Genomic DNA, 22,510 nt, shown 5'->3' on the forward strand with positions numbered 1-22,510 from the left:
CTTAATCACGAATACCGGAAGCCGACAGCGCCACCACTTTGCGCGCGTGGTCGATAATCGGGCCGTCAATCATTTTGCCGTTGAGTGAAACGACGCCCAGACCGCGAGACTCAGCCTCTTCAGCGGCGGCAATCACCTCATACGCATGCTCAACTTCTTTACGTGTCGGAGAATAAGCCTGATGTAACAGCTCAATCTGACGTGGGTTCACTAAGGACTTACCGTTAAAACCAAGCCCTTTCGCCAACTGCACTTCCTTCAGGAAGCCTTCTTCATTATTGATATCCGACCAAACGACATCATAGGCGGCAATACCCGCAACGCGCGCCGCATGCAGCACTGCGCAGCGGGCGTAGAACAGCTCGGTGCCATCGCCCCGGCAGGTGCCCATATCCATCACGTAATCAAATGCCGCCAGCGCAATTGCCACCATGCGCGGGCTGGAGGTGGCGATGTCGACGGCATTGACCACGCCTTTCGCTGATTCGATCGCCGCCATTAGCCTGGTACTGCCGACTTCGCGTCCGCATTCACGTTCGATCCGTTCGATCTGCGCTTCCAGCTCCAGCACATCGTTTTTGCTGTCGGTTTTCGGCAGACGCACGATATCCGCGCCACCACGCACGACGGCTTCAAGATCGGCCAGACCGAACGGCGTGTTCAGTGGATTAATGCGCACCACTTTTTCAACATCCTGATAGAACGGATGTTGAAGCGCGTGATGAACCAAAAGACGGGCGGTATCTTTCTCACGTAATGCTACGGCGTCTTCTAAGTCGAACATCACCGCGTCCGCATCATAGACAAACGAGGTGCTCAACATGGCCGCATTTGCGCCGGGGATAAACAACATACTGCGACGTGGTCTCATAACGCACTCCATTGAATTTCCGTTTGTTCTGCAGCGCGTAACGCCGCCGCCTGCACTCGGGCGCGTAAAATACACTCCAGCGCGCCTTTGTCATCGACGCTAACCAGCGCGTGTTCGACGCCGAGCTTCGCCAGCGTTTCCCGAACCACCTGCTCAATCGCCGCGCCAAACTGCTGCTTCACCAGACTCTCTAGCTCCAGCCGAATTCCTGGCTCGCTGGATGGACCAATCCTGATCATCACATCGCTGGATTCCAGCGTGCCTGCCAGGGCATCTTTAATGATTTTCATTAGTTATGTTCCTTGTTAACGGTGTTACGTCATATGGTTTCAGTGTGTCTGGCGGCATGCCGCTGCAGATATGCCAGGGTGCCAGCAGGCACCAGCGCGCTTATTGCCGGCCAATTACGTTCGCTATACAGTTTTCTGACGCGAGAGGCGGAAATAGCCATGCCGTTTTTCTCCACCCGCGCCAGCTCGACGACCTCAATAACCAGGCCGCTGCGCTTCGGATCGTGTAAAATGTCGTGCATCCGCTGGTTATAGGCACAGGTCAGAGGACAAAACGGCTCACTGCCGACAAAACGATGGGTAATCCCCAGCGCTGGAGCCAGATGTTCACGGAAGAGTTGCAGATCGATCTGGCAATGGCAGTCGTCCACAACCCCTTTTTCTTTGAGGAAATAGCCGGGAAACGTCGCACGCGAGATCATATAAGCGGAGCCGGAATGCAACGTGACGTTGTCAATGCCCGCGATTCCTTGTTCGATCAGCGCCCAACGGTCGGTATAGGAAAAAAATGAAGCATCTTCTTTGACCACAAACAGATGCAGCCAGTCACAGGCTGCCGCTGCTTGCTCCACCAGATAACGGTGGCCCAATGTAAACGGATTGGCGTTCATGACGATGGCGCCGATCGTTTTTCCCGGTTGACGATAAAGCGCCAGTTGGCGACAAAAGCGCGCTAATCGTTCACTGCTGTTCTCCATTAACACCGCCAGCTCACCTGCCTGCGCAATGGGCCAAAACCCCGCGCCAGAAAACAGCAACCGATTTTGCGGCTTAGTGAACAGGAAAAGCTCGCTGCGGTTTAACTCGTAGGCCAATGTAAGCAGCTCAGTCAGCAGTTTGAGGCTGAGCCCTTCCCCTTGTAAAACCGGGGAAACGGCGATGCATTTCAGTACGTTTCCGGCCAGCGAGCCGCATCCAACTATCTCACCCTGCCAATATGCGCATACCGCGATTTCACAATCATCTTCCAGGGCGAGTCCCACGCCCTCCAGAAACATGGCGACCGACTCGCGACGCAATACATCCTTTTGCAAATAAATGCGTTTAAATATTAGATTCACTCTATTCTGCATCCGTCAGCAAATAACGTCGCATATTTCGCCAGCGTTTGTATTACTCGTCTGGAATAGACATCACACTTTCCCCCTTGCTTTTATAAGCTTTATGGTTTTTATTTCCTTAATTAACCAGAGTTAATAAAAATAATTAAATTAATTAAAAACACAACCATTCAGTGAAGATAGTCACATCTCATGGTTCATTGAATTTATTAGTATGCGCGGGTCTTGTTACCCATCAATACACAGGAAAATGTTTATGACCAACATGACCCAGGCTTCGGCGACGGAGAAAAAGGGGGCTGGCGATTTACTCAGATTCAAAATCTTTGGTATGCCGCTACCGCTTTATGCTTTTGCATTAATTACTTTATTACTGTCTCATTTCTATAACGCTATACCGACTGACTTAGTCGGTGGTTTTGCCCTTATGTTTGTGATGGGGGCCATTTTTGGTGAAATCGGCAAACGTTTACCGATCTTCAATAAATATATTGGCGGCGCACCGGTTATGATATTTCTGGTTGCAGCTTATTTTGTCTATGCTGGCATATTTACGCAGAAAGAAATTGATGCGATCAGCAACGTAATGGATAAAAGCAACTTCCTTAACCTGTTTATCGCAGTGTTGATCACAGGCGCGATCCTGTCGGTAAACCGTAAGCTGCTATTAAAATCACTGCTGGGCTATATTCCAACCATCCTCGCCGGGATTGTCGGCGCGTCCCTTTTCGGTATCGTCATTGGTCTGTGCTTCGGTATCCCGGTCGACCGTATCATGATGCTGTACGTTCTGCCGATTATGGGCGGTGGTAACGGCGCGGGCGCCGTGCCTCTGTCTGAAATTTATCACTCGGTTACCGGACGTTCTCGCGAAGAGTATTACTCAACGGCTATTGCTATTCTGACCATTGCGAATATCTTCGCCATTATTTTCGCCGCCCTCCTCGATATGATAGGCAAAAAATACACCTGGCTTAGCGGTGAAGGTGAATTGGTTCGTAAGGCTTCCTTCAAAACCGAAGATGATGAAAAGGCCGGTCAGATTACCCATCGTGAAACGGCGGTTGGCATGGTGCTATCCACCACCTGCTTCCTGCTGGCCTATGTCGTTGCCAAAAAAATTCTGCCAAGCATCGGCGGCGTCTCTATTCACTACTTCGCCTGGATGGTCCTGATTGTTGCTGCGCTGAACGCATCAGGTCTTTGCTCACCGGAGATTAAAGCCGGGGCGAAACGTCTTTCTGACTTCTTCTCCAAACAGCTACTGTGGGTGCTGATGGTCGGTGTGGGTGTTTGCTACACCGATCTGCAAGAGATTATCGATGCCCTGACGTTCGCGAACGTCGTTATCGCCGCAATCATTGTGGTCGGTGCTGTCGTTGGCGCAGCTATCGGGGGCTGGTTGATTGGCTTCTACCCGATTGAATCATCCATTACTGCGGGTCTTTGTATGGCCAACCGCGGCGGCTCCGGCGATCTGGAAGTGCTCTCCGCCTGTAACCGTATGAACCTCATTTCATATGCACAAATTTCCTCTCGTCTGGGCGGCGGTATTGTGCTGGTTATCGCTAGCATCGTGTTCAGCATGATGGTGTAAAAAAACGCACGGCGGTGTCTTTGCCGCAAACGACCTGGAGAAAAGTAGAGGCCAAAGCCAGAGGTGGCCAAGGGAAATCCACTCTACTCCTTAGCCGGATTCACCAGGAAGGTTGTCGTCAAGGCCACCGTCGTGCCTCTCATTATGGAAAATGATTCATGAATGAAGCTGTATTACTGGGTGAAGGTTTCACCCTGATGTTTTTAGGGATGGGGTTCGTACTGAGCTTTCTGTTCCTGCTGATCTTTGCCATTCGCGGCATGTCTGCCGTGATTACTCGCTTCTTCCCGGAACCCGTCGCCGCGCCCGCACCGCGCGCCGTTCCCGTCGTGGACGACTTCACCCGCTTAAAGCCGGTGATTGCCGCCGCCATTCACCATCACCGCCTTAACGCTTAATTCCCGGAGGGATCCATGACTATTGCCATTACCGACGTCGTCCTGCGTGACGCACACCAGTCTCTGTTCGCCACCCGCCTGCGCCTTGACGATATGCTGCCGATTGCCGCCGCGCTTGATGACGTGGGCTACGGGTCGCTGGAGTGCTGGGGCGGCGCCACCTTTGACGCCTGTATCCGTTTCCTCGGCGAAGACCCGTGGCTGCGCCTGCGCGAACTCAAAAAAGCCATGCCCAAAACCCCGTTGCAGATGCTGCTGCGCGGCCAGAACCTGCTCGGCTACCGCCACTACGCCGATGATGTGGTGGAGCGCTTCGTTGAGCGGGCGGTGAAAAACGGCATGGACGTGTTCCGCGTCTTCGATGCCATGAACGACCCGCGCAATATGAAAGCCGCCCTGCAGGCGGTGCGCAGCCACGGCGCGCACGCCCAGGGCACGCTCTCGTACACCACCAGCCCGGCGCACACCCTGCAGACCTGGCTGGATTTAACGGAGCAACTGCTGGAAACCGGCGTTGACTCGATTGCCATCAAGGATATGTCCGGCATTCTTACACCGATGGCGGCGTATGAGCTGGTTAGTGAGATTAAAAAACGTTTTGAGGTGCGCCTGCATCTGCACTGCCATGCCACCACCGGCATGGCAGAAATGGCGCTGCTGAAAGCCATCGAAGCGGGCGTCGACGGCGTGGACACGGCGATTTCCTCCATGAGCGCCACCTACGGCCACCCGGCCACCGAAGCGCTGGTGGCGACGTTGGCAGGTACTGAGCACGACACCGGGCTGGATATCCTGAAGCTGGAAAATATCGCCGCGTACTTCCGCGAGGTGCGCAAAAAGTACCACGCCTTTGAAGGCCAGCTGAAAGGCTACGACAGCCGCATCCTTGTGGCGCAGGTGCCGGGCGGAATGCTCACTAACCTCGAAAGCCAGCTGAAGCAGCAGAACGCGGCGGACAAACTCGACCAGGTGCTGGCGGAAATCCCCCGCGTGCGCGAGGACCTCGGCTTTATCCCGCTGGTGACCCCGACCTCGCAGATTGTCGGCACCCAGGCGGTGCTCAACGTCCTGACCGGCGAACGCTACAAAACCATCGCCAAAGAAACCGCCGGCATTCTGAAAGGCGAATACGGCCACACCCCGGTGCCGGTTAACGCCGCGCTACAGGCCCGCGTGCTGGAAGGGAGCGCTCCGGTAACCTGCCGTCCGGCGGATTTACTCAAACCGGAACTGGCTGAACTGGAAGCGGACGTCAGGCGCCAGGCGCAGGAGAAGGGCATTCAGCTTGCGGGAAACGCCATCGACGACGTGCTCACCGTGGCGCTGTTCCCGCAAATCGGCCTCAAATTCCTTGAGAACCGCCATAACCCGGCGGCGTTTGAGCCGGTACCGCAGGCGGAAGCCGCGCAGCCGGTGGCAAAAGCAGAGAAGCCTGCAGCTTCCGGTATCTACACCGTGGAAGTGGAAGGCAAAGCCTTTGTGGTGAAGGTCAGCGACGGTGGCGATATCAGCCAGCTCACTGCTGCCACCCCGTCTTCCGCACCGGTTCAGGCAGCCGCCCCGGCGGGCGCCGGCACCCCGGTCACCGCCCCGCTGGCGGGGAATATCTGGAAGGTGATTGCCGCTGAAGGCCAGACGGTGGCCGAAGGTGATGTGCTGCTGATTCTGGAAGCCATGAAAATGGAAACCGAAATCCGCGCCGCGCAGGCCGGGACGGTACGCGGTATCGCGGTGAAGTCCGGCGATGCGGTCTCCGTCGGCGACACCCTGATGACGCTGGCGTAAGGACGAGGAGCGGAAATGGAAAGTCTGAACGCCCTGCTTCAGGGCATGGGGCTGATGCACCTTGGCGCAGGCCAGGCCATCATGCTGCTGGTGAGCCTGCTGCTGCTGTGGCTGGCGATAGCGAAGAAGTTCGAGCCGCTGCTGCTGCTGCCGATTGGCTTCGGCGGGCTGCTCTCCAACATCCCGGAAGCGGGTATGGCGCTGACCGCGCTGGAAAGCCTGCTGGCGCATCACGACGCCGGGCAGCTGGCGGTGATTGCCGCGAAGCTGAACTGCGCGCCGGACGTGCACGCCATTAAAGAGGCATTAGCGCTGGCGCTGCCGTCGGTGCAGAGCCAGATGGAGAACCTGGCGGTGGACATGGGCTACACGCCGGGGGTGCTGGCGCTGTTCTATAAAGTGGCGATTGGCTCCGGTGTCGCGCCGCTGGTCATCTTTATGGGCGTGGGCGCGATGACCGACTTCGGCCCGCTGCTGGCGAATCCGCGCACCCTGCTGCTCGGCGCGGCGGCGCAGTTCGGCATCTTCGCCACCGTGCTGGGGGCGCTGACGCTGAACTACTTCGGCCTGATTGCCTTCACCCTGCCGCAGGCGGCGGCCATCGGCATTATCGGCGGCGCGGACGGCCCGACGGCGATTTATCTGTCGGGCAAGCTGGCGCCGGAGCTGCTGGGGGCCATTGCGGTGGCGGCGTACTCGTATATGGCGCTGGTGCCGTTAATCCAGCCGCCGATTATGCGCGCGCTGACCAGCGAGAAAGAGCGGAAAATCCGCATGGTGCAGCTGCGCACGGTGAGTAAGCGGGAAAAAATCCTCTTCCCGGTGGTGTTGCTCATGCTGGTGGCGCTGCTGCTGCCGGACGCCGCGCCGCTGCTGGGGATGTTCTGCTTTGGCAACCTGATGCGTGAAAGCGGCGTGGTGGAGCGTCTGAGCGACACGGTGCAGAACGGGCTGATTAATATCGTGACCATCTTCCTCGGGCTGTCGGTGGGCGCCAAGCTGGTCGCGGATAAGTTCCTGCAGCCGCAGACGCTGGGCATTCTGCTGCTGGGGGTGATTGCGTTCGGGATTGGGACGGCGGCCGGGGTGCTGATGGCGAAGCTGCTGAACCTGTGCAGTAAGAACAAAATCAACCCGCTTATCGGTTCGGCGGGGGTGTCGGCAGTGCCGATGGCGGCACGCGTATCGAACAAAGTGGGGCTGGAATCAGACCCGCAGAACTTCCTGCTGATGCACGCGATGGGCCCGAACGTGGCGGGGGTTATCGGTTCGGCCATTGCGGCGGGCGTGATGCTGAAATACGTGCTGGCGATGTAATAGTGGATGGGATACGCATGTCGTATCCCATTTTCATCCAAATTTTTTCTGAAAGAAAAGTAAGTATGAACTGGTTCAGGTTCCGGTGATGCCGAATGCAAGAAAATACCGTAATTAAATATTTAAATACCAATATGTTTATACGGGAAATTACACGCTGGTTTGCCAGACGCTCGTTTCAAAACCGGATATTTCTACTGATCCTGTTTACATCCACCATCGTGATGCTGGCAATCACCTGGTATCTGACCGATATCACGAAAGAACGCCTGCATTATCAGGTGGGCCAACGTGCGCTTATTCAGGCAATGCAAATATCCGCTATGCCAGAATTAGTTGAAGCCGTAGAGGCGCATGATTTGTCACGCATCAAAGCGCTGATTGACCCAATGCGCTCGTTTTCGGATGCGACTTACATTACCGTTGGCAACGAAAAAGGTCAGCGACTGTATCACGTCAACCCGGATGAGATCGGCAAATATATGGAGGGCGGCGATAGCGACGACGCGCTGTATAACGCTAAAAGCTACGTATCGGTGCGCAAAGGTTCATTAGGCTCTTCCCTACGTGGTAAATCCCCGATTCAGGACAGTACCGGTAAAGTCATCGGTATTGTTTCCGTCGGCTATACTCTGGAACAGTTGGAGAGCTGGCTTAACTTACAAATCAGCTCGTTGCTGTTCCCGATGGCGTTACTGCTGCTGGTACTGTTGTACTGTGCCCGCCGCTTCTCGCTGCATATTAAAAAGCAGATGCTTAACATGGAGCCGCAGCAGCTTTCACAACTATTAATTCAGCAAAGCGTGTTGTTTGAGTCGGTATTTGAAGGGTTGATCGCCATTGACTCCCATCACCGTATTACCGCCATTAACCAAACGGCTCGCCGCTTACTGAATCTGAGCCAACCGGAGTCTGAACTCATTGGCTATGCAATCCACCATGTCGTGTTGCCGGAGGCCTTCTTTTACGATGCGCCGCAAAAAAACAAAAAAGATGAGATCGTCACCTTTAACCAAATGAAAGTCATCGCCAGTCGCATGGCGGTCATTATTGACAACCAGCCTCAGGGCTGGGTTATTAGCTTTCGCAACAAAGACGATATCAATACACTCAGCCTGCAGTTAAGTCAGGTGCGGCAATACGCCGATAACCTGCGCGCCGTGCAGCATGAGCATCGCAACCTTATTTCCACCATTGCCGGACTGCTGTTCCTGAAGCGCTACGATAATGCGCTGGCGCTGATTCAGCAGCAGTCGGAAAGCCACCAAAAAGTACTCGATTTTATTTCCCATAATTTCCGCGACCACCACCTTGCGGGGCTATTAATCGGTAAATATTATCGGGCAAAAGAGCTGGGGCTGGAGCTGATTTTCGATCCTTCAAGCTTTGTTGAACACCTGCCGTCATCGCTCTCGCATAATGAATGGATTTCGATTGTTGGCAATTTATTGGACAACGCCTATAACGCCACCCTGCTCAATCGCGAAGGCTCGCGACAGATTGAGTGCCTGATCAACAGCGAAGGTAATGAAGTCATTATTGAAGTTGCCGATCAGGGATGTGGTATTGACGAAAATATCCGCCAGCATATTTTCGAGCGTGGAGTGACCACCCACAACAACGGCGATCACGGAATTGGATTATGGTTGGTGCACAGCTACGTCAAGCAGGCCAATGGCGACATTATCGTCGATAACAATAATCCTTTTGGCACCATTTTTACCCTCTATATCCCTTTTACCAGAGAAGAATAACATGGATAGCATTACGACACTCATCGTTGAAGACGAACCGATGCTAGCGGAAATCCTGGTGGACACCATCAAGCTTTTTCCCCAGTTTTCAATCGTCGGCATCGCAGACAAACTGGAAAGTGCAAAGAAGCAAATACGCCTCTATCAACCACAGTTAATTCTATTGGATAATTTTTTACCCGATGGCAAAGGGATCGATTTAATTCGTCATACCATCAGCACCAACTACACGGGGCGAATTATTTTCATTACCGCCGACAATCATATGGATACCATCAGCGATGCCTTACGCATGGGCGTATTCGATTATCTGATTAAGCCGGTACATTATCAGCGCCTGCAGCATACCCTGGAGCGGTTCACCCGTTACCGCAGTTCGTTACGTTCCAGTGAGCAGGCAAACCAGACGCACGTTGATGCCTTATTTAATATCCAGGCCAAAGAACAAACCGCAGAACCGAATAGCGGACTGCGGGGAATTGATGAAAACACCTTCAACCGGGTACGACAAATATTCGCCGACCCGCAGGCAGTACATACAGCAGACACTCTGGCGCAAATTCTGGGCAGCAGTAAAACCACTGCCCGACGCTATCTGGAACAAGGCGTGAAAAATAACTTTCTCGAAGCGGAGATCAGCTACGGGAAAGTGGGCAGGCCGGAGAGACTCTATCGCGGCAAAGTATGAGATTATGGCGCCAACATGTAATTACGGCGCATAGGCAAACACCTCAGCCACCCACTGACGAAAACCGTCCACATCCAGCGCCAGCGCCACCTGCGCGTTGGCGGGCTGCCCCAGACGCCCTTCAATATCCACCACCGTGGTACCGGCGGTATATTCCCCCTGCGTTTCTACGGCCACAAAACAGGATTGCAGGGTAAAAAGCTCCGGACGCACCAGCCAGGCGATCGCGCAGAGATCGTGCATCCGGACGCCAGTGCGCATACTACCGCTGCGATAATGGTTGAACAGGCTGTGCAACATCTTACCGGTGCGATTCAGCGCGGGCAGTTTACTCAGAAAATCTGGCGAGAGCATTGCCTGATTTGTAACGTCCAGCCCACACATCACAATCTCAATGCCGCTACGAAATACGTGGGCGGCGGCTTCCGGATCGACAGCAATGTTAAATTCAGCATTAGGCGTAAAATTGCCGCGCCCTGCGGAACCGCCCATCAACACCAGACGGCGAATGTTACACGCGCACTCCGGATAGTGCATCAGTAGCAACGCAATATTGGTCAATGGCCCAATCGCCACTAATGTCATGGGCTCCGGGGCGTTCATCAACACATCCCGGATAGCGATAAACGCAGGCTTCGCCAACGGTTGGCGCTGATGGTCGACAAAATCATAGCCTTCCATGCCGGATTCGCCGTGGACGTATGCCGCATCGCGTAACGGACGCAGCAGCGGCGTCGCGGCCCCCTGGGCAAGTGGGATATCGCTGTTCCAGAAATGCAGAAGCTGCAACGCATTACGGGTCGTTTTTTCAACGGAAACATTGCCAGCGACGGTGGTTATCAGTTGCAGATCAAGCTCGGGGGCAAACAGCGCAGCGGCAATCGCAGCCGCGTCATCAATGCCCGGATCGGTATCAAGAATAATGTGTAGGGATGCTGTCATTAATGCTCTCCTGACCTATTGTTTTATATCTTCATACTCAGCGCGACTGATACAGGCATCAGGCACATCGTCATCCGTCACCAGACGCGGACTTAGCTTATCACCTTCGATAAACGGAACTAATGGGCAAAAACGCCCTGGCGATGCTTTGTTTTCCTGCCACTGAATCTCAAGCGATTCGGGCTCAGCGCCGGGTTTTTCTGCCTGAATCACGGTACGAACATTACCGGTTAGCCAAAAAGATTGACACGTCCCATCAAGGCTAAGAGGCGGCGTCAAATGACCATTTTTACGTACTAGCGGATAAATAATACGCCCATCAGCGTAGGAAGGTGTCATGTAGCAGTTATACATTTTGCCTTTACTTATCACAGGCTGAAAGTAGCTTTCACCGCGATCGATCAGTTCAATCGTTTTTCCTTTCCAGCGATACACATTGACGCCATGGCTGCAGCAACCGCCGCGCCAATAGCTGACAATCTGTTTATGTTCAGCATCGATCTCTGGTGAAGTGATTTCCTGATAAGACGCTGGCGCATCAACATAACGCTGTTTGGCGGGGTCATAGAGCCATGTTTGTACTGGAGCATCCGGCCCAGCAAGTAACTCTGTTACAATCGATAGATCCGGGTAGCCATCAAAATTGACATCCCCCCATTGAGGCATAAACGGGCTACAAGTGCCCACCGAGGCGGTATCTAAGGTCTGTATGAGTTTACCATCACGGTATAATTTTATCGCCGAAATGGCCGGCGTATTGCCGCAATCAATCTCTTTGGAAGGGTCGTAACCCCCTGCATCGTTCGTGTTCGTGACCAGCACAATATCAGGGGAGTTTTTAGGTTTGTAATAGATAAGGGCAACAGGAAAATGTCGTTTTTTATCTGCGGACGTCCATTCGCCTTTAATCTCACTGCTGGAGATTTCCGCATTCCAGTAACCCGAAAGCGCCTTTACGCGTTCTTCAAGATGCACCTCTTTATCCTGGAGTGAGCCGCGTAGAACAATCACTGCCTTGTGCTGATTGCAAGGTTCATAGCAGTAATACCCATTAAGAGAGTTACCAAATCGCGTGATATTAACGTTTACCGGTTTCCCCGCGATAGTCCCGGTATAGTTTCGCTCCCAGGCAGGTAGCTCCAGCACCGTGGCGCTTGTTGCGTCCATCCAAAAGCCGATGGCGAGTAACGTTGGCAATCCATATTTTATTTTGCCCATTTCCCTTATCCCTGTAGGCATTACAACCAAAAAACCAGCAACGATTGTGCTGGTTTTTCAGATGAATAGCAAAAAGGTGGGGCATTAGCAACGGATGACGACTACGCCTTATTCTTCCTGTCGCACATTGAATATCAAAAGAAATTCTTAAGATCTGGTCAACGTAGCGTCATCAGGCAGATTTCTGAATTATGAAATCTTATTCGACCTCACGAACATCCACACGCAGCTCTTTCGGCACTTCGAAAACAATATTTTCTTCGCGCCCCTCAAGCGTGACGGCTTCGCCGCCGCCAAACTCGCGCAGACGCGCAATAACATTCTGCACCAGAATATCCGGCGCGGAAGCGCCAGCAGTGACGCCGACGCAGGCGGCTTCTTTCACCCACGCCTCCTGGATATCCGCCGCATCGTCGATAAGAAACGCGGTTCTTCCCATCCGTTGGGCCAGTTCCGCCAATCGGTTAGAGTTAGAAGAGTTTTTCGAGCCAACCACCAGCACCACGTCAGCCTGCTCCGCCAGCGCCCGCACCGCTTCCTGACGATTAGTAGTGGCATAGCAAATATCGTCTTTGCGCGGGCCGACGATTTTCGGAAAGCGTTTACGCAGCGCATCAATCACATCGGACGTATCGTCCACGGAAAGCGTGGTTTGCGTCATGAAGGAGAGCTTGCCTTCATTTTTGACATTCAGCGTCCAGACGTCCTCTGGCGACTCCACCAGGTACATCCCCCCTTCCGGGTTGCTGTACTGACCCATGGTGCCTTCCACTTCCGGGTGCCCGGCGTGGCCGATGAGAATAGATTCTTCACCGCGACGGCTGGCGCGCGCCACTTCCATATGGACTTTCGTCACCAGCGGGCAGGTGGCGTCAAAAACGGTAAGATCGCGGCTTTTCGCCTCGTTACGCACCGCCTGGGAAACCCCATGAGCGGAGAAGATCAGAATGGCGCCATCCGGCACTTCGCTAATTTGCTCTATAAAGATCGCCCCGCGCTTGCGCAGGCTGTCCACTACATAGCGGTTATGCACGACTTCGTGCCGAACGTAAATTGGCGCGCCGTAAATGGCGAGCGCATTTTCAACAATGCTGATAGCGCGGTCTACCCCGGCGCAAAAACCGCGTGGGTTGGCCAACAGGATCTGCATGTTTATGCCTCCAGCGCCGGATCGATTTCCAGCACTTCAATATCAAAGTGAACGGTATGCCCGGCCAGCGGATGGTTAAAATCAACGGTAATCGAGTCGCCGTTGATTTCGCGAATCACGCCAGGCATTTCGCTGCCATCCATTGCGGTAAAAAGCATAATCGCCCCGACTTCCGGTTCGCCCGCCGCCATAAACTCACGGCGCGAGAAATACTGGATCAAGTCCGGACTGGGGACGCCAAACGCGGCGTCAGGCTCCAGCGAAAACGCTTTCTTTTCCCCTTCTTTCAACCCCAGAAGCTGCTGCTCCAGACCTTCGGAAAGCGAGGTATCGCCAAGACGGAACAGGGCTGGCTTGCCGTTATTGCGGGTAGATTCCGCCGTTGAGCCATCATCCAGTTTCAGGGTGAAGTGAACGAGGATCGCGCTGTTGCTCTGTACGGATTTAGACATGCAAATTGCTCACGTGTTTTGCCCGGAGGCACAAAGAACGATAAAACCGTAGGCCGGATAAGGTGTTTTCACCGCCATCCGACACCACGTTTGCCTGATGGCGCTGCGCTTATCAGGCCTACAAAACCGGATAAGCGCCACCCGGTATTTACGCTTATGCCTGTTCTTTCGCTGTCGGCTTCGGCAAAAAGCCTTCCAGTACAATCAGCGCCGCGCCGATACAGATCGCGCTATCGGCAAGGTTGAACGTCGCGAAATGCCAGTCGCCGACGTAAAAATCGATCATATCGACAACAAAGCCGTGCCACAGGCGGTCGAACAGGTTACCCAGCGCGCCGCCGATGATTAACGCATAAGCGATGTTATTCAGCTTCTGCGTCGCTTTCGAGCGATACATCATCACCAAAAGAATTACGCAGATCCCTATCGCAATCCCGGCAAAGAACCAGCGCTGCCAGCCGCCGCTATCCGCCAGGAAGCTAAAAGCCGCGCCGTAGTTACGCGCATAATGCAGATTAAGCGACGGGAACAGCCCTACCGTATCCCCCAGAGCGAAATTCTGGAGGATCAGGTATTTGCTGCCCAAATCGATAATCAGCACGACTACTACCAGCCATAGCCAGCGTAGTCCTGTTGAACAGAGTGGTTTACTCATCAGGCAAATTTACGTTGTTCGCCATTACCGGCGATGTTGCTGACACAGCGTCCGCAGATATCTGCATGTTCCGCCACCTTGCCGACATCAGTAGTGTAGTGCCAGCAGCGCGGACACTTATCACCCTCGGCACGCGTTACCACTGCCTGAACTGTCGTATTACCAGCATTGTACTGAATATTTTCATCATCAATACCCCCCGCTTGCTCAGAAATCACGAACTGGGAAGTAATGAAGATAAATCTGACCTCTTCACCCAACAGTTTCAGCTTCTTGATCGTACCGTTAGCATCGTCAGCATATTTCAGCGTCACTTTTGCTTCCAGGTTCGATTTGATGCCATTGGCTTTCTGATTTTCCAACTCTTTGTTGACCTGGTCCTTGATATAGCGGACATCGTCCCAGAATGCGTCATTAAATTCTTCATTCTCTTCCAGGCCAAACAACCCGTCGTACCATTCGCCGGTGAAGACATATTTTTCACGCTCGCCCGGCAGGTAGCCCCAGATTTCATCAGCCGTGAAGGACATGATCGGCGCCATCCAGCGAACCAGCGCTTCTGCGATATGATACAGCGCAGTCTGGCAGCTACGACGCGCGACGCTATCAGCCTTCGCGGTGTACTGGCGGTCTTTGATGATGTCGAGGTAGAACGAACCCATTTCAACGGAGCAGAAGCGCATCAGGCGCTGTACCACTTCATGGAAGTCGTAAGCTTCGTATGCCTTCAGAATCTCTTGCTGCGCCGTTTTCGCGCAGCCCACCGCCCACCTGTCCAGCACCACCATCTCTTCCGGTTTGACCATATCGGTGGCCGGATTGAAGCCATTAAGGTTCGCCAGCAGGAAGCGCGCGGTATTACGGATACGGCGATAGCTGTCGGCAGCACGTTTCAGGATTTCGTCAGAGACCGCCATTTCGCCGGTATAGTCAGTAGACGCTACCCACAGACGCAGGATATCCGCGCCCAGTTTATTCATCACATCCTGCGGCGACACGGTGTTACCGATGGACTTGGACATCTTGCGCCCCTGACCATCGACGGTGAAGCCGTGAGTCAGTACCTGGCGGTATGGCGCTTTGCCTTTCATCGCCACGCTAATCATCAGGGAGGACATAAACCAGCCGCGATGCTGGTCAGACCCTTCCAGATACATATCGGCAGCATGACCGGCGAATTCCGGACGTGCATCAACCACGGAGTAACTGGTGGAACCGGAATCAAACCAAACGTCCAACGTATCCGGAACTTTCTCGTATTGATCAGCATCTTCGCCGAGGATCTCTTTCGGGTCGAGATCCCACCACGCCTGGATACCGTCAACTTCGACGCGTTTCGCTACCTCTTCCATCGCCGCCAGAGTACGCTCAATCGGCAGCAGCTCCTGCGTTTCTTTATGCACGAACAGCGACATCGGTACGCCCCAGGTACGCTGACGTGAGATACACCAGTCAGGACGGTTAGCGACCATTGATTCAATACGCGCCTGACCCCAGTCCGGGATCCACTGAACGCCTTTGATCTCTTTCAGCGACTGTTGACGAAGCCCTTCTTTATCCATGCTGACGAACCACTGCGGGGTCGCGCGGAAAATGATCGGCGTTTTGTGACGCCAACAGCACGGATAGCTGTGCTGCATTTTTTCGACATGCAGTAGCGCGCCTTTTTCTTTCAGCAGTTCAATAACGATATCGTTCGCTTTGAAGACGTTAACACCGTCAAGCGTTGGATATGTGCCTGGCAGGTAAGCGCCGTCCGGCCCAACCGGGTTAGCGGTTTCCAGGCCATACTTTTGACCGATCACGTAGTCATCCGGGCCGTGACCAGGGGCGGTATGTACCGCGCCGGTACCGGCGTCCAGGGTGACGTGATCGCCGAGGATCGCCGGCACGTCAAAGCCCATAAACGGATGGGTAAAGCGCAGCAGTTCCAGCTCCGCGCCTTTAACGGTGCCGAGAATGGTGTATTCAGCCGCGCCAATACGCTGCATGACGCTTTCAACCAGATCTTTCGCCAGAATCACCGCCTGGCCGTCAATCTGCACCAGCGCATAATCAAAGTCCGGCGCCAGGGAGATGGCGCGGTTAGCCGGTAGTGTCCACGGCGTGGTGGTCCAGATAACCAGCGACACAGGGCCGCTCACGCCCGGCAGACCGAACTTCGCTTTCACCGCATCCTGATCGACGGCGCGGAACGCCACGTCGATAGACGGTGAAGTTTTGTCGTAATATTCAACTTCCGCTTCCGCCAGCGCGGAACGGCAGTCAACGCACCAGTGCACCGGCTTAGCGCCTTTGTGCAGATGACCGTTTTTGATAATTCTGCCCAGCGCGCGGATGATGTTGGCTTCGGTTTTGAAGTCCATGGTCAGGTACGGATGCGACCAGTCGCCCAACACGCCCAGACGAATGAAGTCTTTACGCTGGCCGTCAACCTGCGTAGCGGCATATTCGCGGCACTTGGCGCGGAATTCGGCGGCAGTGAATTTCTCGCCCGGCTTACCGAACTCCTGCTCGACTTTCAGCTCGATAGGCAGACCGTGACAGTCCCAGCCCGGCACGTAAGGCGAGTCAAATCCCGACAGCCCTTTGGACTTCACGATAATGTCTTTCAGAATCTTGTTAACTGAGTGACCAATATGAATGCTGCCATTCGCATATGGAGGGCCATCATGCAGAATGAAGGTTTTTTTGCCTTTTTTGGCCGCACGAATGATGCCGTACAGATCATCATCGGTCCAACGCGCCAGCATTCCCGGTTCACGCTTAGCGAGGTCGCCGCGCATCGGGAACCCTGTTTCCGGCAAATTCAGGGTCGATTTATAGTCACTCATCAGATTCTCGGTTCCGTATTTCGGTTTGATAAACACCGTCAGGGTTACACCTGCCCGGCTAGCCCAAAAAACTTGCGGGCCGTTAACTCATCGCGTGCGATTTGCGCTTTTAGCTCATCAAGCGACGCAAATCGCTGCTCATTACGTATCTTTTTACGCAGTATTACATCTATATGGCGACCGTAGAGGTCCATTACAACGTCCAGCAGATGCACTTCCAGTTGTTGACGCACGCCAGCCACCGTTGGACGAGTGCCAATGTTCGCTACGCCGGGTAACGGCTTATCGCCAAGCCCGGTGACTTCCACCGCATAGACCCCTTTGACCGGGGAGACCTGACGGCGCAGCGGTAAGTTCGCCGTCGGGAAGCCAATGGTACGTCCCAGCTCGTCGCCATGAACGACACGCCCGGAAATAGTAAAGGGATGTCCCAGCAGACTTTCGGCAAGCGCCAGGTTATCTTCCGCCAGCGCCTGTCTCACTGCGGTACTACTGATACGCACGCCGCCTTCACAAAAGGTTTGGGTGCTGGAAACCGCAAAACCATACTCCACCCCCGCCTTCTGTAATAACAAGAAATCGCCCGCACGGCTAGCACCAAAGCGGAAATCATCGCCGACGGCAAGAAATTGCACGCCAAGTCGCTCCACCAGCAGTTCGCTGATAAACGTTTGCGCCGTCAAAGCGGCAAAGCGGCGATCGAATTTCACGCACAGCACATAGTCCACGCCGCACTGCGCAAGGTAATGCAGTTTTTCACGCAGGCGCGTCAGGCGGGCGGGCGCTTTATCCGTCGCGAACAGCTCCTGCGGCTGCGGTTCGAAAATCATGACCACCACCGGCAGACCGCGTCTGCGTCCTTCTTCCTGCAAACCCTGCAGTAGAGCGCGATGCCCCCGATGTACGCCGTCGAAATTACCAATGGTCAGCACACACCCATGCGGGGCCTGACTGAGATTATGTATGCCGCGTATCAGCTTCATGTCTGACTCAAAACAGTGAAAATCGCAAGAGTATACCTTGTACAGCGGTCAAGGTTAACCGACGATTGCCCTGATGAAACATAAAGAAGATGCTTTTCATCGCCATGCGGCAAACTCCGCCCCAAAACCCGCCGCTTAATGCAATTTTTCTCATGGAAAGGCTGTATTCACAGCACGCAAGCTGGTAGAATCCTGCGCCATCACTACGCAACGAGTGCTGCAATTTAAACGGCGCTTATTTGCACAAATCCATTGACAAAAGAAGGCTAAAAGGGCATATTCCTCGGCCTTTGAATTGTCCATATAGAACACATTTGGGAGTTGGACCTTGGCTAATATCAAATCAGCTAAGAAGCGCGCCGTTCAGTCTGAAAAGGCTCGTAAGCACAACGCAAGCCGTCGCTCTATGATGCGTACTTTCATCAAGAAAGTATACGCAGCTATCGAAGCTGGCGACAAAGCTGCTGCACTGAAAGCATTTAACGAAATGCAACCGATCGTGGACCGTCAGGCTGCTAAAGGTCTGATCCACAAAAACAAAGCTGCACGTCATAAAGCTAACCTGACTGCACAGATCAACAAACTGGCTTAATCGCCTGCTTGTTATCAGCTTTGTAGAAAAACCCGCGTAAAGCGGGTTTTTTTATGCCTGCTATCTGCCGTTTTGCTCGTCAACCGCTGGCGCTGACCTCACTCGTTCACGCTCTTCCTGACCAGCCTATTTTTTCAGCTACCCCTCCCTTAGTCACGTAATACTTGAAAGTTATTTTCTTTCACTGTTTTCCTTTTCTTATTTCATTACTGAAAAAACTGTGACCACCTTAGCAAATAAAAACATCGCTCATTCAAAAACTAATAAACGCAATCCTGATGTAAGATTTAATAATTGATTGATGCCGTCGGGTTAACTACTTTTCATGTACACCTTACTTACTCATTTTAATCTGAGGTTAAATTCAAAAACGACATAAAAATAATATTCAAAACTTGCTTAGAAAGTAGAGGTTGTTTTTCTGGGCGTATCGTACCAATATCGGAGTTATCATTATGAGTTCTGTCATTGAGGATACCCAGCCTTCCGGGTCAGCATCATTGTCTTTACTACAGCGTATTAGCTACGGCTCTTTGGATGTGGCGGGTAATCTGCTGTACTGCTTCGGTTCAACGTACATTTTATATTTCTACACAGACGTTGCGGGCATTAGCCTTGCCGTAGCAGGCGTTATCCTGCTGCTGGCGCGTATTATCGATGGCATAGACGCCCCCATATGGGGGATCATCATCGATAAAACGCGTTCACGCTACGGTAAATGTCGTCCCTGGTTTTTATGGTTACCGCTGCCTTTTGCGGTATTCAGCGCGCTGTCATTTTGGTCTCCTGATATCAGTATGACAGGAAAAGCCATCTATGCAGCAATATCTTATATGATTGCCAGCATTCTATTTACCGGACTTAATACACCACTCAGTGCAATATTACCCCTGATGACCTTATCTCCCAAAGAAAGACTGGTTTTAAATTCCTGGCGAATGACCGGTGGGCAAATTGGGGTTTTATTAATGAACGCGACCGCCTTGCCGTTAGTCGCTTTTTTAGGTAACGGTGATGATCACGCTGGTTTTATTTATACAGCAATTACGTTTGCCATTATATCCTGCGCGCTAACGCTCTTTGCGTTTAAAAACATTCGTGAAATGGATACGGATAAAATACAGCATGAACCTAAGTTGCCGATGAAAAAAAGTTTCGCGGCGATGAAAGGTAACTGGCCGTGGATCCTGATGGTGCTGGCTAATCTGATCTTCTGGATTGCCCTACAGCAGCGCAACACGACCATTGTCTATTATCTGACCTACAACCTCGACCGTAAAGATCTGGTACCGCTGATTAACAGCCTGGCGACGATTCAGATCCTGTTTATCATCGCTATCCCCTTCTTTAGCAAATACCTGGCTAAAACCTGGATATGGGTAGGCGGTCTGCTGGTCGCCACGTTTGGCGGCGTCATGATGTGGCTGGCAGCGGACAACATTACTTTCCTCATCGCCGCCTGGATACTCGGCAATATCGGCAGCGGTATCGCCTGCTCAATGCCATTTGCCATGCTGGGCTTCGCCGTCGATTTCGGCGCCTGGAAGACCGGTATTAAGGCTACCGGCATTCTTATCGCCTTCGGCAGCACCTTCTGCATCAAGATGGGTAGTGGCCTCGGCACCGCTTTCGCCGCCTGGATCATGAACAGTTTTGGCTATGTCCCCAACCATGCCCAGAGTGCTGCGGGTCTGGAGGGCATTATCTGGGCCTTTATCTGGGCACCCGCCCTACTCTTCGCGCTCGCAGCGATCCCACTACTTTTCTTTCGCAAATACGAAGCGATGGAAGAGAAGATTCGCCACGATCTGGAAACCGTCAACTCATAACGTTCTTTACCTTCACCCTCGAATATGGGAGGCACCACCATGCCATTTATGCAACAAGACCCACGTCGTCTGGTCTGGCAGCAAAACGATCGCTATTTATGGATTGAACCCTGGGGCGAGAACAGCCTGCGCGTACGCAGCGGCCGTCATCTGCCGGTAATGAGAAATGAAGACTGGGCATTGACTGAGCCAGTCGCAGAAAGCCAGTGCCACATTGATTATGAGCACCACCAGGCAACGCTGACCAACGGCAAAATTATCGCTATCGTCAATCAAAAAGGACAGGTTACCTTTTACCGCCATCCACACAAACCCCTGTTGCAGGAGTTCTGGCGCCTGCGGGGCGAAATTGGCGAGGATGAATCATCTCACGGCCAGTACGTCAGCGCACTCAACCTTGAGGGACGCGAGTTCCGCCCGATTCAGGGTGGGAAATATTCACTGAAAGCCCGCTTCGAAGCCACCGAAGGGGAAAAAATTTATGGCATGGGGCAGTATCAACAGGCCAACCTGGATCTCAAAGGATGCGTGCTTGAGCTGGCGCAACGCAACTCCCAGGCCTCAGTACCGTTTATGCTCTCCAGTCTGGGCTACGGATTTTTATGGAACAACCCGGCAGTCGGACGCGTAACCTTTGCCCAAAACGTTACCGAATGGGAAGCGCAGGTCAGCGAACAGCTGGACTACTGGATCACGGCTGGCGATACCCCGGCAGAAATTAGCCGGGCTTACGCGCTGGCTACCGGCACGCCGCCGATGATGCCGGACTACGCCATGGGCTTCTGGCAGTGCAAACTCCGTTATCGTACGCAGGAAGAGCTGCTGGAGGTCGCCCGCGAATATAAGCGCCGCAATCTACCTATCTCGGTGATCGTTATCGACTTCTTTCACTGGCCGAATCAGGGTGACTGGATGTTCGATGCGCGCGACTGGCCCGATCCTGACGCCATGATTGCCGAGCTGAAATCGCTGGGAATTGAGCTGATGGTCTCCGTCTGGCCGACGGTGGATAACCGTACCGAAAGCTATCGGGAGATGCGCGAAAACGGCTGGCTGGTACAAACGGAACGTGGCTTGCCGATCAATATGGATTTCCTCGGCAATACCACTTACTTTGATGCGACTCATCCGGGCGCGCGCGACTACGTCTGGGGCAAAGCCAAACGCAACTATTACGATAAAGGCGTGAAGTTATTCTGGTTAGATGAAGCCGAACCTGAGTTCAGCGTTTACGACTACGACAACTATCGCTACCATGCCGGGCCGGTACTGGAAGTGGGCAATATCTACCCACGTATGTACGCTAAAACCTTTTTTGACGGCATGAAAGCCGATGGCGAAGACCAGGTTATCAACCTGCTACGCTGCGCCTGGGCCGGCAGTCAGAAGTTCGGCGCGCTGGTCTGGTCAGGGGATATTCACTCCTCGTTTAGATCGCTGCGCAACCAGTTTGCCGCCGGACTCAATATGGGAATCGCGGGGATACCGTGGTGGACGACGGATATCGGCGGTTTTCATGGCGGTAATATTCACGACCCGAAATTCCATGAATTGCTGATTCGCTGGTTCCAGTGGGGCGTCTTTAGCCCGGTGATGCGTCTGCACGGCAACCGCGATCCGCAGATTTTACCCGCGCAACCGTATCGGGATGGCATTGCTCAATGCCCTACAGGTGCGCCGAACGAGGTCTGGAGCTACGGTGAGGAAGTATGCGAGGTACTGACAGGTTGCCTGGCGTTGCGAGAAAAACTCAAGCCCTATATCAAAGCGCTGATGGAGGAAACCCATAAGCACAATACGCCAGTGATGCGCCCCCTGTTCTTTGAATTCCCCGAACAGGAAACAAGTTGGACAATCACCGACCAGTATTGTTTTGGTCCTGACCTGCTGATCGCCCCCGTCATGCATGAAGGTATGCGCGAACGTGATGTCTGGCTACCAGAAGGGGAAACATGGACGGATCTTGCGACTGGTGAAAGCTATTCAGGAGGGCAGACGCTGCATTACGCTACGCCACTGAACAGAATTCCGGTGTTTATCCGCGAAGGTGGGCAGTACCGTAGCCTGCTGAATTTGTAGAATGATTCCGGCTGC

The 22,510-nt window shown here is 53.4% G+C and carries 20 protein-coding genes; 9 read left to right on the top strand and 11 right to left on the bottom strand.

Annotated elements, in window-relative coordinates; translation table 11 throughout:
• Position 1: 1 nt before the first annotated feature.
• Genes citE through citC form a run of 3 tightly spaced genes read right to left on the bottom strand, consistent with a single transcriptional unit; the run spans position 2 to position 2,234 of the window.
• Positions 2 to 871: a citrate (pro-3S)-lyase subunit beta gene (gene citE, locus HU143_RS18800; RefSeq protein WP_023227665.1), complete on the bottom strand. Its 870-nt coding sequence runs from the start codon at positions 869 to 871 to the stop codon at positions 2 to 4.
• Positions 868 to 1,161 carry a citrate lyase acyl carrier protein gene (gene citD / locus HU143_RS18805; protein ID WP_023227666.1) on the bottom strand — a complete coding sequence of 98 codons (294 nt, stop codon included), beginning with the start codon at positions 1,159 to 1,161 and terminating at the stop codon, positions 868 to 870. The genes citE and citD overlap by 4 nt, the downstream gene beginning before the upstream one ends.
• Before the next feature lie 29 nt (positions 1,162 to 1,190).
• Positions 1,191 to 2,234 carry a [citrate (pro-3S)-lyase] ligase gene (citC, locus tag HU143_RS18810; protein WP_072162115.1) on the bottom strand — a complete coding sequence of 348 codons (1,044 nt, stop codon included), beginning with the start codon at positions 2,232 to 2,234 and terminating at the stop codon, positions 1,191 to 1,193.
• 244 nt (positions 2,235 to 2,478) lie between these two features.
• Between citC and citS the strand changes: the two genes are divergently transcribed.
• The 6 genes from citS to HU143_RS18840 all read left to right on the top strand — a co-directional run bounded on the left by citS (position 2,479) and on the right by HU143_RS18840 (position 9,761).
• Positions 2,479 to 3,819 (top strand): citrate/sodium symporter CitS, encoded by a 1,341-nt coding sequence (gene citS / locus HU143_RS18815; protein WP_000183596.1) that lies wholly within the window; start codon positions 2,479 to 2,481, stop codon positions 3,817 to 3,819.
• Between the two features lie 158 nt (positions 3,820 to 3,977).
• Positions 3,978 to 4,217 carry an oxaloacetate decarboxylase subunit gamma gene (locus tag HU143_RS18820; protein ID WP_001001155.1) on the top strand — a complete coding sequence of 80 codons (240 nt, stop codon included), beginning with the start codon at positions 3,978 to 3,980 and terminating at the stop codon, positions 4,215 to 4,217.
• Between the two features lie 15 nt (positions 4,218 to 4,232).
• A complete protein-coding gene (oadA, locus tag HU143_RS18825) occupies positions 4,233 to 6,002 on the top strand; it encodes a sodium-extruding oxaloacetate decarboxylase subunit alpha (RefSeq protein WP_023227668.1) in 1,770 nt (589 codons plus the stop codon).
• Between the two features lie 15 nt (positions 6,003 to 6,017).
• Positions 6,018 to 7,319 (top strand): oxalacetate decarboxylase subunit beta, encoded by a 1,302-nt coding sequence (locus HU143_RS18830; protein WP_064441820.1) that lies wholly within the window; start codon positions 6,018 to 6,020, stop codon positions 7,317 to 7,319.
• A gap of 134 nt (positions 7,320 to 7,453) precedes the next feature.
• Positions 7,454 to 9,073 (top strand): ATP-binding protein, encoded by a 1,620-nt coding sequence (locus HU143_RS18835; RefSeq protein ID WP_023194337.1) that lies wholly within the window; start codon positions 7,454 to 7,456, stop codon positions 9,071 to 9,073.
• Position 9,074: 1 nt separating this feature from the next.
• The gene (locus HU143_RS18840) at positions 9,075 to 9,761 is read left to right on the top strand and encodes a response regulator (RefSeq protein ID WP_000377415.1); all 687 of its coding nucleotides are present in this window, start codon (positions 9,075 to 9,077) and stop codon (positions 9,759 to 9,761) included.
• A gap of 21 nt (positions 9,762 to 9,782) precedes the next feature.
• On the opposite strand, the gene rihC is transcribed toward HU143_RS18840, so the two are convergent.
• The 8 genes from rihC to HU143_RS18880 form a co-directional block, all read right to left on the bottom strand.
• Positions 9,783 to 10,703 (bottom strand): ribonucleoside hydrolase RihC, encoded by a 921-nt coding sequence (gene rihC / locus HU143_RS18845; protein WP_023226871.1) that lies wholly within the window; start codon positions 10,701 to 10,703, stop codon positions 9,783 to 9,785.
• Between the two features lie 15 nt (positions 10,704 to 10,718).
• Positions 10,719 to 11,921 carry an XAC2610-related protein gene (locus tag HU143_RS18850; RefSeq protein WP_023226872.1) on the bottom strand — a complete coding sequence of 401 codons (1,203 nt, stop codon included), beginning with the start codon at positions 11,919 to 11,921 and terminating at the stop codon, positions 10,719 to 10,721.
• Between the two features lie 199 nt (positions 11,922 to 12,120).
• Positions 12,121 to 13,071 (bottom strand): 4-hydroxy-3-methylbut-2-enyl diphosphate reductase, encoded by a 951-nt coding sequence (gene ispH, locus HU143_RS18855; RefSeq protein ID WP_001166422.1) that lies wholly within the window; start codon positions 13,069 to 13,071, stop codon positions 12,121 to 12,123.
• A gap of 2 nt (positions 13,072 to 13,073) precedes the next feature.
• Positions 13,074 to 13,523 carry an FKBP-type peptidyl-prolyl cis-trans isomerase gene (fkpB, locus tag HU143_RS18860; RefSeq protein ID WP_000047269.1) on the bottom strand — a complete coding sequence of 150 codons (450 nt, stop codon included), beginning with the start codon at positions 13,521 to 13,523 and terminating at the stop codon, positions 13,074 to 13,076.
• A gap of 154 nt (positions 13,524 to 13,677) precedes the next feature.
• Positions 13,678 to 14,178: a signal peptidase II gene (gene lspA / locus HU143_RS18865; RefSeq protein ID WP_000042736.1), complete on the bottom strand. Its 501-nt coding sequence runs from the start codon at positions 14,176 to 14,178 to the stop codon at positions 13,678 to 13,680.
• The gene (gene ileS / locus HU143_RS18870) at positions 14,178 to 17,012 is read right to left on the bottom strand and encodes an isoleucine--tRNA ligase (RefSeq protein ID WP_001674865.1); all 2,835 of its coding nucleotides are present in this window, start codon (positions 17,010 to 17,012) and stop codon (positions 14,178 to 14,180) included. Before ileS ends, lspA begins: the two co-directional genes overlap by 1 nt.
• Positions 17,013 to 17,056: 44 nt before the next feature.
• Entirely contained in the window at positions 17,057 to 17,995 is a 939-nt protein-coding gene (gene ribF, locus HU143_RS18875) for a bifunctional riboflavin kinase/FAD synthetase (RefSeq protein WP_000767318.1), read from the bottom strand.
• A gap of 7 nt (positions 17,996 to 18,002) precedes the next feature.
• A complete protein-coding gene (locus tag HU143_RS18880) occupies positions 18,003 to 18,218 on the bottom strand; it encodes a YaaY family protein (protein ID WP_001575565.1) in 216 nt (71 codons plus the stop codon).
• Positions 18,219 to 18,323: 105 nt separating this feature from the next.
• On the opposite strand from HU143_RS18880, the gene rpsT reads away from it, so the two are divergent.
• The 3 genes from rpsT to HU143_RS18895 all read left to right on the top strand — a co-directional run bounded on the left by rpsT (position 18,324) and on the right by HU143_RS18895 (position 22,495).
• Positions 18,324 to 18,587 (top strand): 30S ribosomal protein S20, encoded by a 264-nt coding sequence (rpsT, locus tag HU143_RS18885; RefSeq protein ID WP_001518655.1) that lies wholly within the window; start codon positions 18,324 to 18,326, stop codon positions 18,585 to 18,587.
• A gap of 455 nt (positions 18,588 to 19,042) precedes the next feature.
• The gene (locus tag HU143_RS18890) at positions 19,043 to 20,416 is read left to right on the top strand and encodes an MFS transporter (protein ID WP_000099989.1); all 1,374 of its coding nucleotides are present in this window, start codon (positions 19,043 to 19,045) and stop codon (positions 20,414 to 20,416) included.
• Between the two features lie 39 nt (positions 20,417 to 20,455).
• Positions 20,456 to 22,495, top strand: a complete 2,040-nt coding sequence (locus HU143_RS18895) for a TIM-barrel domain-containing protein (RefSeq protein WP_023226873.1) — start codon at positions 20,456 to 20,458, stop codon at positions 22,493 to 22,495.
• The last annotated feature ends 15 nt before the right edge of the window (positions 22,496 to 22,510 follow it).

Source organism: Salmonella sp. SJTUF14076 (assembly GCF_015534835.1).
GTDB classification, from domain to species: domain Bacteria; phylum Pseudomonadota; class Gammaproteobacteria; order Enterobacterales; family Enterobacteriaceae; genus Salmonella; species Salmonella enterica.

Bases quoted from the DNA above. Each gene is read 5' to 3' on its own strand.
- citE (WP_023227665.1), bottom strand. From the start codon at position 871: ATGAGACCACGTCGCAGTATGTTGTTTATCCCCGGCGCAAATGCGGCC.
- citD (WP_023227666.1), bottom strand. From the start codon at position 1,161: ATGAAAATCATTAAAGATGCCCTGGCAGGCACGCTGGAATCCAGCGAT.
- citC (WP_072162115.1), bottom strand. From the start codon at position 2,234: ATGCAGAATAGAGTGAATCTAATATTTAAACGCATTTATTTGCAAAAG.
- citS (WP_000183596.1), top strand. From the start codon at position 2,479: ATGACCAACATGACCCAGGCTTCGGCGACGGAGAAAAAGGGGGCTGGC.
- HU143_RS18820 (WP_001001155.1), top strand. From the start codon at position 3,978: ATGAATGAAGCTGTATTACTGGGTGAAGGTTTCACCCTGATGTTTTTA.
- oadA (WP_023227668.1), top strand. From the start codon at position 4,233: ATGACTATTGCCATTACCGACGTCGTCCTGCGTGACGCACACCAGTCT.
- HU143_RS18830 (WP_064441820.1), top strand. From the start codon at position 6,018: ATGGAAAGTCTGAACGCCCTGCTTCAGGGCATGGGGCTGATGCACCTT.
- HU143_RS18835 (WP_023194337.1), top strand. From the start codon at position 7,454: ATGTTTATACGGGAAATTACACGCTGGTTTGCCAGACGCTCGTTTCAA.
- HU143_RS18840 (WP_000377415.1), top strand. From the start codon at position 9,075: ATGGATAGCATTACGACACTCATCGTTGAAGACGAACCGATGCTAGCG.
- rihC (WP_023226871.1), bottom strand. From the start codon at position 10,703: ATGACAGCATCCCTACACATTATTCTTGATACCGATCCGGGCATTGAT.
- HU143_RS18850 (WP_023226872.1), bottom strand. From the start codon at position 11,921: ATGGGCAAAATAAAATATGGATTGCCAACGTTACTCGCCATCGGCTTT.
- ispH (WP_001166422.1), bottom strand. From the start codon at position 13,071: ATGCAGATCCTGTTGGCCAACCCACGCGGTTTTTGCGCCGGGGTAGAC.
- fkpB (WP_000047269.1), bottom strand. From the start codon at position 13,523: ATGTCTAAATCCGTACAGAGCAACAGCGCGATCCTCGTTCACTTCACC.
- lspA (WP_000042736.1), bottom strand. From the start codon at position 14,178: ATGAGTAAACCACTCTGTTCAACAGGACTACGCTGGCTATGGCTGGTA.
- ileS (WP_001674865.1), bottom strand. From the start codon at position 17,012: ATGAGTGACTATAAATCGACCCTGAATTTGCCGGAAACAGGGTTCCCG.
- ribF (WP_000767318.1), bottom strand. From the start codon at position 17,995: ATGAAGCTGATACGCGGCATACATAATCTCAGTCAGGCCCCGCATGGG.
- HU143_RS18890 (WP_000099989.1), top strand. From the start codon at position 19,043: ATGAGTTCTGTCATTGAGGATACCCAGCCTTCCGGGTCAGCATCATTG.
- HU143_RS18895 (WP_023226873.1), top strand. From the start codon at position 20,456: ATGCCATTTATGCAACAAGACCCACGTCGTCTGGTCTGGCAGCAAAAC.